Annotated in this window: 12 protein-coding genes; 5 read left to right on the top strand and 7 right to left on the bottom strand. The window is 56.0% G+C overall.

Features of this window, described 5'->3' with window-relative positions:
* Positions 1-80 precede the first annotated feature (80 nt).
* The 6 genes from CFT68_RS03605 to alaS form a co-directional block, all read right to left on the bottom strand.
* Complete coding sequence (locus CFT68_RS03605) at positions 81-593, bottom strand: TlpA family protein disulfide reductase (protein WP_088842052.1); 513 nt, start codon at positions 591-593, stop codon at positions 81-83.
* A 157-nt stretch (positions 594-750) separates the two neighbouring features.
* Positions 751-2,211: an Asp-tRNA(Asn)/Glu-tRNA(Gln) amidotransferase subunit GatB gene (gatB, locus tag CFT68_RS03600; protein ID WP_088842051.1), complete on the bottom strand. Its 1,461-nt coding sequence runs from the start codon at positions 2,209-2,211 to the stop codon at positions 751-753.
* Positions 2,212-2,424: 213 nt separating this feature from the next.
* Entirely contained in the window at positions 2,425-2,676 is a 252-nt protein-coding gene (locus tag CFT68_RS03595; RefSeq protein WP_141106428.1) for a hypothetical protein, read from the bottom strand.
* 40 nt (positions 2,677-2,716) lie between these two features.
* Positions 2,717-3,685 carry an LIC11966 family surface protein gene (locus CFT68_RS03590; RefSeq protein WP_088842049.1) on the bottom strand — a complete coding sequence of 323 codons (969 nt, stop codon included), beginning with the start codon at positions 3,683-3,685 and terminating at the stop codon, positions 2,717-2,719.
* A gap of 25 nt (positions 3,686-3,710) precedes the next feature.
* A complete protein-coding gene (locus tag CFT68_RS03585; RefSeq protein ID WP_141106427.1) occupies positions 3,711-4,460 on the bottom strand; it encodes an energy transducer TonB in 750 nt (249 codons plus the stop codon).
* A 129-nt stretch (positions 4,461-4,589) separates the two neighbouring features.
* Positions 4,590-7,274 (bottom strand): alanine--tRNA ligase, encoded by a 2,685-nt coding sequence (gene alaS, locus CFT68_RS03580; protein ID WP_088842047.1) that lies wholly within the window; start codon positions 7,272-7,274, stop codon positions 4,590-4,592.
* Positions 7,275-7,510: 236 nt separating this feature from the next.
* On the opposite strand from alaS, the gene CFT68_RS03575 reads away from it, so the two are divergent.
* The 3 genes from CFT68_RS03575 to CFT68_RS03565 all read left to right on the top strand — a co-directional run bounded on the left by CFT68_RS03575 (position 7,511) and on the right by CFT68_RS03565 (position 9,971).
* Positions 7,511-7,870 (top strand): MerR family transcriptional regulator, encoded by a 360-nt coding sequence (locus tag CFT68_RS03575; RefSeq protein WP_088843655.1) that lies wholly within the window; start codon positions 7,511-7,513, stop codon positions 7,868-7,870.
* Positions 7,871-7,948: 78 nt separating this feature from the next.
* On the top strand, positions 7,949-9,082 hold the full coding sequence (gene dprA / locus CFT68_RS03570) for a DNA-processing protein DprA (protein WP_088842046.1): 1,134 nt from the start codon (positions 7,949-7,951) through the stop codon (positions 9,080-9,082).
* Between the two features lie 52 nt (positions 9,083-9,134).
* Positions 9,135-9,971, top strand: a complete 837-nt coding sequence (locus tag CFT68_RS03565) for an aminotransferase class IV (RefSeq protein ID WP_088842045.1) — start codon at positions 9,135-9,137, stop codon at positions 9,969-9,971.
* Positions 9,972-10,700: 729 nt separating this feature from the next.
* Here CFT68_RS03565 and CFT68_RS03560 read toward each other — a convergent pair.
* A complete protein-coding gene (locus CFT68_RS03560; RefSeq protein ID WP_088842044.1) occupies positions 10,701-11,495 on the bottom strand; it encodes a thymidylate synthase in 795 nt (264 codons plus the stop codon).
* A 284-nt stretch (positions 11,496-11,779) separates the two neighbouring features.
* Here CFT68_RS03560 and CFT68_RS03555 point away from each other — a divergent pair, with 284 nt between their 5' ends.
* Both CFT68_RS03555 and CFT68_RS03550 read left to right on the top strand, forming a co-directional pair.
* Positions 11,780-12,088 (top strand): hypothetical protein, encoded by a 309-nt coding sequence (locus CFT68_RS03555; protein WP_088842043.1) that lies wholly within the window; start codon positions 11,780-11,782, stop codon positions 12,086-12,088.
* 117 nt (positions 12,089-12,205) lie between these two features.
* On the top strand, positions 12,206-13,609 hold the full coding sequence (locus CFT68_RS03550; protein ID WP_245815266.1) for an ATP-binding protein: 1,404 nt from the start codon (positions 12,206-12,208) through the stop codon (positions 13,607-13,609).
* Positions 13,610-13,625: the final 16 nt, after the last annotated feature.

The following is a 13,625-nucleotide window of genomic DNA, read 5'->3' as shown; positions in this document are numbered from 1 at the left end:
AGATTCTGTACCTGACCGCCTGCTTTGTGTACACTTACTACAACTTCATTACACGCTTGGGTTCCTGCCCTGGCCCAGGGTTAGTCCAAGGGAATATATTCCGAGATTTTCTGCCCCAGTGCGCGCCCATACAGATTGCGGGCCAGGATGCGGCCCTCAGGATCCAGCAACATAGTATAGGGCACTGATGGTATGCCGTAGGCCTCTAAGCTGGTGTTTTTCAGGGAGTTCAGGGCCGCTACCTGGGGCCAAACCAGCGCATCGGCCCGTATTGCCCGCACCCACTCCCGACGGTCAGTATCCAACGATACTCCATAGATTTCGAGGCCACGGCTACCAAACTGCTGATATATTTTCCGCAGGTTGGGGCTTTCCTGCCGGCTGGCCTCATTCCAGGAAGCCCAGAACACTACCACTACATATTTTCCACGCAGGCTACTCAGCGGCAAGTGCTTTCCTGCCGGCGTTCGAAGGCCAGCATTGACGGTGGTAACAGAATCAGCGGGCGCACCCGGAGCTGCCGTTACGGAAGTGGTTGGGCGCTGGCAGCCGGCCACTAGCAAAGGCAAGAGATAAAGTAACAGATAGCCCATGGCAGAAAGTGAGCTGGGTGTAGGCCAGTTTGCGGTAAAACAGAAATAGATAACAAACACGTGGAGTTGCAGAACTGCCTCAACCCGACTGGCCTACAACAACAAAACCACCGGCCGTGGGCCAGTGGTTTCAGGTAAACTATCCTACGCTAGTGGCCTAGGCCTCTAATTTTTGCCGCAGCAGCTGATTGGCCATCTTGGGGTCAGCTTTGCCACCGGTGAGCTTCATCAGCTCACCCATAAACATTCCAGTCAGCGACTTTTTGCCGGCGCGGTATTCGGCTACTTTGGCGGGGTTGGCATCCAGCACTTGCTGAATCATGGCTTCCAGCGCGCCGGCATCCTGGGGCTGCTGCAACAGGCCCTGCGCTTCGGCCGCGGCGGCGGCAGTTTGCGTGGGGTTTTCCAGAAGATGCGGGAACAGCTGCTTGCTGGCTACCGAGTGGCCTACCTTGTTCTCGTCGATGAGCCCAATAATGTCGGCTAGGTGCTGGGGCGTGAGCGGGAACTGGTCCAGCGTGAGGGCGCGCTCATTCAGAAACGCTTTCACCGGGCCCGTTACCCAGTTGGCGGCGGCCTTGGCGTTTGGCGTGAGGCGGGTCAACTCATCAAAGTAGAGCGCTACATCCTTCTCGGCCGTCAGCACGGTGGCATCGTAGTCGGATAGGCCTAGCTCGCCGGTGAAACGCGCGTACAGCTGCTGTGGCAGGGCTGGCAGCTCGGCCTGCACGCGGTGCAGCCACTCATCATCAATAACCACCGGCGGCAGGTCCGGCTCCGGGAAATACCGGTAGTCGTTCATGGTCTCCTTGGAGCGCTGGCCGTTGGTGGTGCCGGTGGTGGCATCGAAGCCGCGGGTTTCGCTGTCGATAACCTCACCGGCTTCTACCATCTGAATCTGCCGCTCAATCTCGTACTCAATGGCACGCTGCACGTTGCGGAAGGAGTTCATGTTCTTCACCTCCACCTTCACCCCGAACTTATCGGCGCCCTTCAGCATCACCGAGATGTTGGCGTCGCAACGCAGAGAGCCTTCCTCCATGTTGCCGTCGCAGATGCCCAGGTACTCCACCAGCTTCTTGATTTCAGCCAGGTAGGCGTAGGCCTCTTCCGCGTTGCGGATGTCGGGCTCCGATACAATTTCAATAAGGGGCACGCCGGCGCGGTTCAGATCTACCAGCGTTTCCACTTCGCCCGCCAGGTGCATCGACTTGCCCGCGTCCTCTTCCATATGGATGCGGGTGATGCCGATTTTCTTCGTTGAGCCATCCGAAAGGCGGATATCTACGTGGCCGGCAGTGCAGATCGGGGTTTTATCCTGGGTAATCTGGTAGCCCTTGGGAAGGTCGGGATAGAAGTAGTTTTTGCGCGCAAACAGGTTGTCGCGCCGAATCTGGCAGTTGGTGGCCAGGCCCATTTTCATGGCAAACTCTACCGCCGAGTAGTTCACGCGCGGTAGCGTGCCGGGGTGGCCTAGCGTGATAACGCTCAGGTTGTTATTAGGAAGCGCGCCGTACTCATTCTCATCAGAGGAGTACATTTTGCTGCGCGTGAGCAGCTGAGCGTGTACTTCGAGGCCAATTACGGGCTGGTATTTCGATTTGATGCTGTCGTCCATAGAAATGTAGGCGGGTTGGCCGCCGGGGCTGCAAGATAAAACTATCTACCCGAGAAAAAGTCTGCTGCCATGCATAGCAACGGACCTTTTCACAGCCACGCGCACCAAGTACGCCGGAATGAAAAGGTCCGCTCCTGCCCTACACTAGACCAGGCGGCCTGAGCATAGTTGTTAAACCCCATAATACTAGGCCACAACCGCCTTCCGGTCAGGTTAGCTCAACCGGGGCCCTGCTGATTGCGCCCACTGCCGGTTATAGCCCCACATAAGCTTAGCCAGACCGATAAAGGCCATCCAGCGCATCACTACACCCAAGGTATGGCCAAGGTTATAGGCCGTAAAGTGTCCGTTGAAGATGGAGGTAGGCCCGGTCAATTCACCCAAGACAATGGGAGCATAAGCCAAAAACCTCAGCAGCGTAGCTGCGACAATAATTGGCATAAAGTAGCGGAGAAGCTTTTTCACAGATGGGGCGCTAAGGTGTTGTTAGAAGTCAAATTATAGACTAATCGTTGAAAACCGGAATGTAGGTGGCCTGGAAGGTATTGCCGGCTTGGTTGTAGGCCGCAATCAGCTTCTGGTTCTGCGAGTTATAGGTATTGATGAAGCCGTTGAATTTATCGGCATCGGCCTTGGTGAGGCGGTCTTTACGCTCCATCAGGTCCTTCATCTGGGGAGCCTGATTGGCAGAGAAAGCGGCGTGGAACTTCACCAGATTCCGGGCTGCATCCCGGTACTGGGCATCTTTGCCCCGGAAGGGCGCAATGGCGCTTAACTCGGTGGTGGCGGTTTGGGCATCCTGCACCAGCTGTAAACGGGCCTGCTCAAACGCGGCGGCGTCCTGGGCATTTAGCGCATCCGTAAGTCGGGCATTGGCTTTCTCAATGCGAAATTGTGCCAGATATACCTTGTGCTGATAAGTATTCACTTCCGATACCTGGCGCATGTAGTTGGCCAAGCGTTTGCCCTCCGGATCCTCCGAAATAGTCATGTTGTGGCGCTTGGCAAATCGCTTCTGCGCTGCATCCACGGAGTCATTAACGACCTGCATCTTGGCTTCAGCAATTTCCTGCAGCTTGAAGTACTGCTCCATGTTCTCGATGGTAGCCGTGCGGGTAGCCGCCAGCATATCCACGGCCTTGTAGTCTTCGGAGTACACTTTCAGCAGCCGGTAAAACGCTTCTGTCGTCTGCTCCTTGAAGCCTTTGTCGTCCTGGAAAGCCGGCATTTTGGCCACTTTGTTCAGAGAAGCTTCCGTTTGCTTGATCAGGTCCTGGCGCTTGGCATCAATCTTCTTCTCATTATCTGAGTGCGCCGATTTGCTGATGTAGCGCAGGTTTTTCTTGAGCATAGCCCGCTGCTCACTCACGATAAAGTTATTGTAGGCGCCGGGGTCCGTGAAAGTTTGTGCCGAAGCGGTGGTGGCTAGGCCAGTGAGCAGGCCAGCGGTAATCAGGAAAGTAGAAATGCGCATTAAATATGGGGATGGGTGAAGAAAATTAACGAATGGCAAACGTGACGGGCACCGTGAAAAAAACCGGAACCGCCTCGCCGTTCTGCTGGCCCGGCTCGAAACGGGCTAGCCCACTTATCACACGCAAAGCTTCAGCGTCAAGCTCCGGAGAAACACCTTTTTTAACACGGGCATAGCTCACATGGCCAGTTTCATCTACCACGAAAGTTAGATGGACAACCCCATAATTCCTTTTTTTCAACGCTTCTTTTGGGTACCGAACCGAGCTCCCAATGTATGCTAACAAAGCTTGATGGCCACCCGGGTAAACGGGCATCTTCTCCACATATTGATACTCCGCACACGGCACCGACGCACCCGTTTCGGAGTAGCACTCGGCACTTATTTCCTTTCCTCTCTCCGACACTGTTTTTCTTCTGGTCCTTCCTTCGGTATCGAAGGCCAGATGCTCTTGGTGCTTTTTGACGCCTGAACTGATATTTAGGCCCGATCTTTTGCCGTTGGCGCGCCAGTCAGTAGTTGTAATTAGGGTATCGCCAGCGGGTTGCCAGGTAGTTGCCCGCACTCTCATTAGGCGCTTAGAGGCCACATAGAAAATGCTATCAAGCTGCGACTGGCCTGGCATTTCCGTCCGTTTCACTTGATAAACTGCTTCTTCTGCAACAATTGCAGAATCTGGGAATACTGTATAGAAACTGGTCTTAACCGGCAGAACTTGCGCGTGACTAGAATATGCACCCAAGCAGAGGCCTAGCGCAATAATGGAATACTTCACGGAAAATTGGTGAATAGTAAAGAACAAAAAAACGGGCGTTGCGCAGTAGTGGAGTCACTACCGCACAACGCCCGTTGACATTGGTCGGATGAACGGCCAAAAATACCGTCTTCCGCTTAAAATACAAATCTAGGCCATATCCTTGCTGATCAGCTCCTCAGCTTTACCAATGGCCGCCGCTAGGCCACTTACGTTCTTGCCGCCGGCCGTAGCGAAGAACGGCTGACCGCCGCCACCGCCCTGGATTTCCTTGGCCAGCTCGCGTACCAGCGTGCTGGCGTTCAGTTTGCCGCTTTTGGCCAGCTCGTCATCCAGCATCACGGCCAGTTGGGGCTTGCCATCAATTTCAGCACCCAGCACGGCCACCAAATTCGGAACCGACTGGCGCAGGTTGAAGGCCAGGGTTTTAAGACCATCAGCTGAGGAAGCTTGCACCTGAGCGGCGAGGAAGTTTACGCCGTTGAGAGGCTTCACCTGGCCTACAAGCTGGTCTTTCTGCTGATTGATGCTCTGTTGGGCGAACTGCTCAATCTGCTTGCGCAGGTTGGCAATTTCCTCGTTTTGCTTCTCGATGCTCGGGATGAGATGCTGGGGGTTGCCCAGGGCCTCGCGCACCTGGCCTAGCAGGTCCAGTTGCTGATTCACGAAGGCTTCGGCGGCCTCAGCGGTTACGGCCTCGATACGACGCACACCGGCGCCTACGGCACTTTCCGAGGTGATTTTGAAGAAGCCAATGTCGCCGGTGGTGCGCACGTGGGTGCCGCCGCACAGCTCCACGGAGAAGTCGCGGTCGAAGGTAATGACGCGCACAAACTCGCCATACTTCTCGCCGAACAAGGCTGTAGCGCCCAGGTTTTTGGCGTCATCAATGGGCACGTTGCGGCGCTCGTCCAGCGGGATTTGCTGGCGGATGCGGGCATTCACCAGGGTTTCCACCTGGCGTAGCTGGTCGTCGGTTACTTTGGTGAAGTGGCTGAAGTCGAAGCGCAGCAGCTTCTCATTCACCAACGAGCCTTTCTGAGCTACGTGCGAACCCACTACTTCGCGCAAAGCGGCCTGCAGCAAGTGCGTAGCGGTGTGGTTGCGCTGAATCTGGGCACGGCGGGCGTGGTCGTAGCGAGCCAGGAACTCGCCATTTACATCTTCCGGTAGTTCCAGAACCGTGTGCACAATGAGGTCGTTTTCCTTCTTGGTGTCCAGCACGCGCACTTTGCTCAGCGGTGACTCCAGGTAGCCCGTGTCCCCTATCTGTCCGCCCGATTCGGCGTAGAAAGGCGTCTGATCAAGCACCACCTGGTACTCAGTTTTGCCTTTGCGATCGGTGCGGCGGTAGCGCAGGATGCGGGCCGGGGCCTCCTCCTGGTCGTAGCCCACGAACGCGGGCTGCTCTTCCGACTCGCGCACAATGGTCCAGTCGCTCTGCTCGGCCTCCTGGGCATTGCGGGAGCGGTTTTTCTGGGCATCCAGCTCTTTCTTGAAGCCTTCCTCGTCCACCGTCAGGCCTTTTTCGCGGGCGATAAGGGCGGTGAGGTCAAGCGGGAAGCCGAACGTATCCGATAGCTCGAAGGCGGTTTTGCCATCGATGCGGTTGCCATTCTGGCGGAAGCCTTCTTCCAGCGTTTCGAGGCGGCGCAGGCCGTTTTCCAGGGTTTTCAGGAAGGCAATTTCTTCCTCCTCAATCACGCGCTGCACAAACTGCTGCTGGGCCTTCAACTCGGGGAATATGTTACGCATCTGATCAGCCAGAATCGGCACAATCTTATACAGGAAGGGCTGCTTCTGGCCTAGCGACGAAAATGCGTAGCGCACGGCACGGCGCAGAATCCGGCGAATCACGTACCCGGCTTTCACGTTGCTGGGCAGCTGACCATCGGCAATGGTGAAGCTGATGGTGCGGATGTGGTCGGCAATGACGCGGATGGCAATATCCGTCTTCTCGTTCTCCGTGGCGGGCTGGTCGTTCACGGTGGCCGGGGCCGTGCCGTGGTACTCCAGGCCTACCTCCTTGGCAATGAACTGAATGAGCGGCTGGAATACATCGGTGTCGTAGTTTGACTTCACACCCGACACGGCCATCATCAGGCGCTCGAAGCCCATGCCGGTGTCTACGTGCTGAGCGGGCAGCTTCACGAGGCTCTTGTCGGCCAGGCGCTGGAACTCCATGAACACGTTGTTCCATACTTCCACCACCTGCGGATGGTCGGCGTTGACTAGCTCGCGGCCCGATTTCTGGGCTACTTCCGCCTCGTCGCGCAGATCGATGTGGATTTCGGTGCAGGGGCCGCAGGGGCCGGTGTCGCCCATTTCCCAGAAGTTGTCCTTCTTGTTGCCGGGCAGAATCCGGTCGTCGGTGGTGTACTGACGCCACAGGTCCTGGGTCTCGGTATCAGCGGCTAGTTTGTCGCCGGCGTCTCCCTCAAAATAGGTAACGTAGAGACGGTCTTTCGGCAGCTTATATACTTCCGTGAGCAGCTCCCAGGCCCAGGCAATGGCGTCTTTCTTGAAATAATCACCAAACGACCAGTTGCCGAGCATCTCGAACATGGTGTGGTGGTAGGTATCGTAGCCTACCTCTTCCAGGTCGTTGTGCTTGCCCGATACGCGCAGGCACTTCTGTGTGTCGGCAATGCGCTTAAACGGGGCGGGCTTGTTGCCAAGGAAGTAGTCCTTGAACGGGGCCATGCCTGAGTTGATGAACAGCAGCGTGGGGTCGTCCTTCACCACAATGGGAGCTGAGGGCACGATGTGGTGGCCTTTAGAAGCGAAGAAATCCAGGAATTGCTGGCGGACGTGGCTGGCGGTGGGGAGTGACATAGGAGTAACGCGAATTTTCCTTCGCGACGCGTAGGGTTCGATGAAATTGGCAGCGGCCGGTATTTTGGCTACTTTTCGCAATTAAAGATAATTGGGCCGGCAGCAAAGGTAGCCGGCCTAACTTGGAAAGCGAAACGTGGGCTCCGCCGCGAAGCTTCTGCTTCTCATCAGAGCCCACCGCCCCGGTTCCCTTCTACACCATGCGAAGCGGAAGCCTCGTGTTACAGCTCACCTCCATGCCTTATAAAGAGCGCGATATCGAAAAGCAGTACTTCACCATTGGCGAAGTGGCGGCGCAGTTTAATGTAGCCCCTTCGCTGATACGGTTCTGGGAAACGGAGTTTGAGGAGCTGCGTCCGCGCAAAAGCAAGAAGGGCAACCGCCTCTACACGCCCCAGGATATCGACACGTTCCGCACCATTTACCACCTGGTAAAGGAACGCGGCTACACTATTCCCGGCGCCCGCGACATGCTCAAGCAGAAAGGCCCGCAGCTCAAGGAGAAAATCGACGTGATTCAGAGCCTGGAGAAAGTGCGCGGCTTCCTCGTGACCATGAAAAAGGAGCTGGACGCCATTGGGAAGGCGCAGGGCTAGATACCCCTGGACCATACTTCCTGACATGATCCGTCATACTGGTGCAGGAAGGGTGACGTGCTAAATTGATTATTCGCTATGTCTATTTTTACTCCCGACGATACCCTCCTTCACGAAGTCGCGCTAACCTTATTTCCCAATATTGGGCCGCAACTGACGCGGCAGCTGATGAGCTACGGCGGCTCGGCCAAGAATGTGCTGCACCTGCCGCCGGGCAAGCTGCGCAAGATTCCGGGCATCGGGCCGGCCACGGTGGCTATCCTGACTGGCCTAGAGCGCACCACAGCGCTGAAGCGGGCGGAAGATGGCCTACGGAAAGCCGAAAAGGAAGGCGTGCAGATTCTGTTCTATACTAGCAAGCAGTTTCCCGCGCGGCTCAAGCAGCTTCCGGATGCGCCTACCATACTGTATTACCAAGGTACCGCCGACCTCAACCACCCGAAAACGGTGGCCATCGTGGGCACGCGCCAGGCTACCGACTACGGCCGTGAGCAAACGGAGAAGCTGGTGAAAGGCTTCGTGTCGCACCTCCCTTTGGTAGTGAGCGGACTGGCCTACGGCATTGATATTGCCGCGCACCGCGCCGCGCTGCAGGAAGGACTGGAAACTGTGGGCGTCATGGCGACTGGCCTAGACGTCCTCTACCCGGCGGCCCACCGCAAAACCGCCGAGAAAATGCTCAGCCAGGGTGGCCTACTGACGGAATTCCCCTTCGGCACCCAGCCCGACAAGTACAACTTTCCCTCCCGTAACCGCATCATTGCGGGCCTTTCCGACGGCACGGTGGTAGTGGAAGCTGCCCGCAAAGGCGGCGCCCTCATCACCGCCGACCTGGCCCATGGCTACGACCGCGACGTGCTGGCCATACCTGGCCCGCTGGGCTCAGCGGCTTCCGAAGGCTGCCACGAGCTTATCAAAGCCAACAAAGCGGCGCTGTACTCCGAGCCCAAGGACTTAGAGCAGCTTCTTAATTGGGATGCGGCGCTGCACCTCAACGGCAAGTTCAAAGGCCCTACGGCCTACGACCCAGCCGACTTCAGCCCTGAGGAGTTCCAGATTCTGGAAGTGCTGCAGGCCGTGAAGGAGGAGCACATGGATACGGTAGCCTGGAAAACGCAACTGCCCGTGCATCAGGTGGCTTCCCTCCTGCTGGGCCTGGAGTTTCGGGGCGTAGTGAAGGTGTTGCCGGGCAAACGGTTTCAGCTGAACTAGGCCAAGTCCAACGCTACACTTTACCTGGAAAACGTCACCGAAAAACCGTCCTATGGCCACAAGCTTCCTGCTTCTGCACAATAGCCAGCTTCTGCCAGCCGATAACTTCGCGCTGCCGCTGCCCAACCGCGGGTTGTTTTTCAACGATGGATTCTTTGAGACGATGGTGTGGGCTGAGACAGGCCTACGCTACCTTCCTCAGCATCTCCACCGCCTGCAACGAGCTGCTGCAACTATTAACCTGCACCTTCCGGCTGAGCTAGCTACGGGCTCCACTCTGAGCGCAACTCTAGGCCAGTTGGCTTCGGCCAATAATATTCCGGTAGCGCGGGTGCGCCTACATCTGTGGCGGAGCGGAGGCGGCCTTTACACCCCTACTACCACCCACTGCGACTGGCTGGCAACCTGTCAGGACTTTCTTCCGCTTAACACTACTATTCACTCCTCTGACTTTGCCCAAACGGTGCAAACGCAGTTTTCGGCGGTTTCCTTTTGCAAAGGCCCTAATGCGCTTAGCTACGTGCTAGCGGCGCAGGAACGGGAGCAACGCCACCTCGATGAACTGATTCTGCTGTCTGGGCTGGGTCACGTAGCCGAGGCCGTTTCCTCTGCAGTGGCTTGGATCCGTGAGGGCACCATCTACACCCCCGATCTGGAGGCCGGAGGCGTGGCAGGTGTTCGGCTGGCCCATTTACAGGCGAAGGCCCAGGCGCTAGGCCTCCCCTGGCGCCCTGGCCTCTATGAGCCTACGGAATTGCTGGCGGCGGAAGCAGTCTTTACGGCCAATATTGCGGGCATACGTCCGGTACGGCAGGTAGCTGACAGCACATTCTCCTCGGCAGAACATCCACTTTTCCTACAGCTTCGCCAGGCCGATATCACAACATAAAAAAGCGTCAATCAGCAAATGATTGACGCTTTTTTGAATTTACAAGGTTCATGAGGTGGTTTAGCCGGGCGGTTGGCGGCGGCGCATTCGCAACCAGCTGTCCTCGTATTCCGCCAGATCGTTTTCAGTGACGTTGTTAATGCGAAGAATTTCTGCCCGGCTATTTGGGCAGTTTGCAATAGAGTAGAGCGCCACCCAGGCCCTATGTCGGAGCGACAGTTGGGGAGTGGTAGTAGAAACAGGAGCAACGGCATTCATACCGATATATACGACGCTTCTGTCTAAATTAGATTTTATCTGGAATATTTAATTTTGCCGTAATTTTCGCTTTATAACACAAATCACTTCAAATCAATATTTTACAAAAATAAAGTTGATGTGATTTTGATAAATTATTTTTCAAGAATACAACTATAACATTCTTCTGTCCTCTTCAATTAAATCTAAAGCCACTTCTATAGAATCATTCACAGCCTAAATACGGCCCCATATTCCAGGGCAGGCCTGAGCAAGCCATGGAAAAAGACAAAAAAGACACGAATATCTGTAAGCCAGGCAGATAAGCACAATGCTGCTTTGATCAGGACATAGGCCTAGGTTTTACTTAAGGCAGACCTGATCGGTTTTTTTAGCTGGCCGGCCCCCATAGGATCCGGTGCGTGGTATGGTAGCCCACACGATTATGGAGGTAAATGCGCCACCGCTTTCCTGCATTCCTAAAGGCAGCTGCTATACGGCTACTGGGGCCTTGATAGCAGGATACGGGTCGTAGTTTTCCAGCTTAAAATCATCGAACTGGAAACCAAAAATATCCTTCACATCGGGGTTGAGGCGCATTTTTGGGAGCATACGGGGCTCCCGCGTGAGCTGCAGACGTGCTTGCTCCAAATGGTTGCTGTAGAGATGGGTGTCGCCGCCGGTCCAAACGAATTCGCCAGGCTCTAGGCCACTCACTTGCGCCAGCATCAACGTCAGCAGAGCGTAGCTGGCAATGTTGAACGGCACGCCCAGAAATACATCGGCGGAGCGCTGGTAGAGCTGGCACGATAGGCGCCCATCGGCCACGTAGAACTGCACCAACGCGTGGCAGGGCTGCAATTTCATCAGCGGCAAATCGGCAACGTTCCAGGCGGAGATGACAATGCGGCGCGAATCGGGCTGCTCCCGCAACTGGCGCACCACTTCACTGATCTGGTCGATGGTGCCGCCATTCCCATCGGGCCAGGCGCGCCACTGCTTGCCATATACGGGACCCAGCTCGCCGTTTGCATCTGCCCACTCATCCCAGATGCTCACGCCATGCTCCTTGAGGTAGGCAATATTCGTGTCGCCGCGCAGAAACCACAGCAACTCATGAATGATGCTGCGCAGATGCACCTTTTTGGTTGTGACGAGCGGGAAACCCTGCTGTAAATCAAACCGCATCTGGTATCCGAATACGGACAGCGTACCCGTGCCCGTGCGGTCGGTTTTACGGGTTCCGTGGTCGAGGATGTGGCGAACGAGGTCGAGGTACTGGCGCATGGTCGGAGGAGGTTATAGCAGGTACTGCGGAAAGCAAGTGGATGCTACGCAGCATCCAAAATTAGGAAATCCTTCGACCCAGCACACGCTCTTATTCGCAGGTACTGATCCGGTTTCTGGCGTTTATTTTTCCCAGCGCCTTTTTCTCAGCTAGTTACCTATAAGGTAGGCCCACCAATTCCGTAAGGCTAGGCCACCTCAACCGTAAGCCTTGCAGCAGTAGAGCAAAAAGCTTGGCAGAAACTACTTTATAATAGCATCTTTAGGTCATCAATATACTTCCGATGGCTATTTCTAAACCAATTATTCTGTTTTTACTCCTACAGCTGGGCAGCAAAAGCGGCTTAGCTCAGGGCCGGTCGGTTGAAAACCCGGCCAACACCCAGCAGCAAATGACTGTGAGCGTCACGCTACCGACGGTTGTAGCGCAGCTCAGCGACTACGCGCAAACCATATTCTCCCGCAACAAAGGCCAGCGCAAGACCCTAACCGGCAAAGGCTCCCGCACCAGCAACCCCGTGGTTGAGTTCACGGTGGATTTGCCCAAAGGCTGGGGCTCGAAGAAGGCCACAGCTGGGGAGGAAAAGAAGTAACTTATTCCAGTAAAATTTCGCCTTCCGTGCCCATCAGTAACCGCTCCAGCTCATCCGTTGCCACACCTGCTTCGCCTTCCCAATCCCTTTCCCGCTGCATCTGACCAGGTTTTGCTCATGAGCGTCAATACCTCCATCTTGTTCGTTATACCGGTTGCGCTGCTGATTGTGCGGGCGTTGCGCCGGTTTTTCGACCTCCCAACCCGCATGCCACGCTGGAACGGGCTGCTCTCCTGGATCTGGCTGCCAGGAGCGTTGCTCTATGGCATCGCCGTCGTGTTTCGGTGGAAAACCGATCAGTTGGACGAGATGTACCTGCTGCTGGTATTTATGGTGGTGCTGGCCGTGCTGCTTCGGCTGCAAACCTACCGCCCGGCGCGCACGCTCCTGCTGGCCATGGTACCCTACGTGCTGTACTCGGCCATTGAGCTGGAACTGGAGCTTACGGGCGGCCACTTCCTGAAAGAGTACGACGACGCCTTCGACACGTCCAAGGGGTTTGCCCTTATCTGGCTTTTCACCTTCGTTCTGATTGCCCGCAACCAGAAGAAACAGCTGGAAAAAGAACGCCTGGAACGCGAAGAGGAAGAGAAAGCCAAGCGCCTGATAGAAGCCCAAAACGCCGAGCTAGAACGCTTGGTAGGTGAGCGCACAGCTACGCTTACCAAACAAGCCGAAGAACTGCGCGAGGCTCTTACGGAGCTGAAAATCACGCAAAACCAACTGATCCAGAGTGAGAAAATGGCCTCCCTGGGTGAGCTCACGGCGGGCATTGCCCACGAGATTCAGAACCCGCTCAACTTTGTCACGAACTTCTCCGATGTATCAGCAGAGCTGATCGATGAGCTTGATGACGAACGGCAAAGCCCCACCCGCGACCCCGAGCTAGAAGCAGAACTGCTCAACGATCTGAAAAAGAACCTCCAGAAAATTACCCATCATGGGCAGCGGGCCGCCAGCATTGTGCGGGGCATGCTGGAGCACAGCCGTGCCAGTACCGGGGAGCGGCAGGAAGTAGACCTCAATACGCTGGCCGATGAATATTTGCGCCTGGCCTACCACGGCTTGCGCGCCAAAGACAAGTCCTTCAACGCTACGCTCGTCACGGATTTCGACCTCAACCTGGGCAAGGTGGAAGCGGTTTCGCAGGACCTGGGGCGGGTGCTCCTGAACCTGTTTACCAACGCCTTTTATGCCGTGCAAAAGAAAAAGGAATGCTGTCCGCAGGGCTACACGCCCACCGTTAGCGTGAGTACGCGCCATATCCCATCGGGGGAGGTGGAGGTGCGGGTGCGCGACAACGGCACCGGCATCCCAGTGGGGGTACAGCAGAAAATCTTTCAGCCGTTTTTCACCACGAAGCCGACCGGTGAGGGAACTGGCCTAGGCCTCTCGTTGAGCTATGACATCATCACGAAAGGCCACGGCGGCACGCTCACGCTGGAAACCAACGAAGGAGAAGGCACCGAATTCATCATTACACTGCCCCCGAGTGATGGAGTGGCGGAAAGAACAAAATAACATGCGCTTGGGCTGC

This window comes from Hymenobacter gelipurpurascens, from assembly GCF_900187375.1.
GTDB lineage: Bacteria > Bacteroidota > Bacteroidia > Cytophagales > Hymenobacteraceae > Hymenobacter > Hymenobacter gelipurpurascens.
The sequence above is the reverse complement of the archived record's forward strand: the minus strand, read 5'-3'. Positions and strand labels throughout refer to the sequence as shown.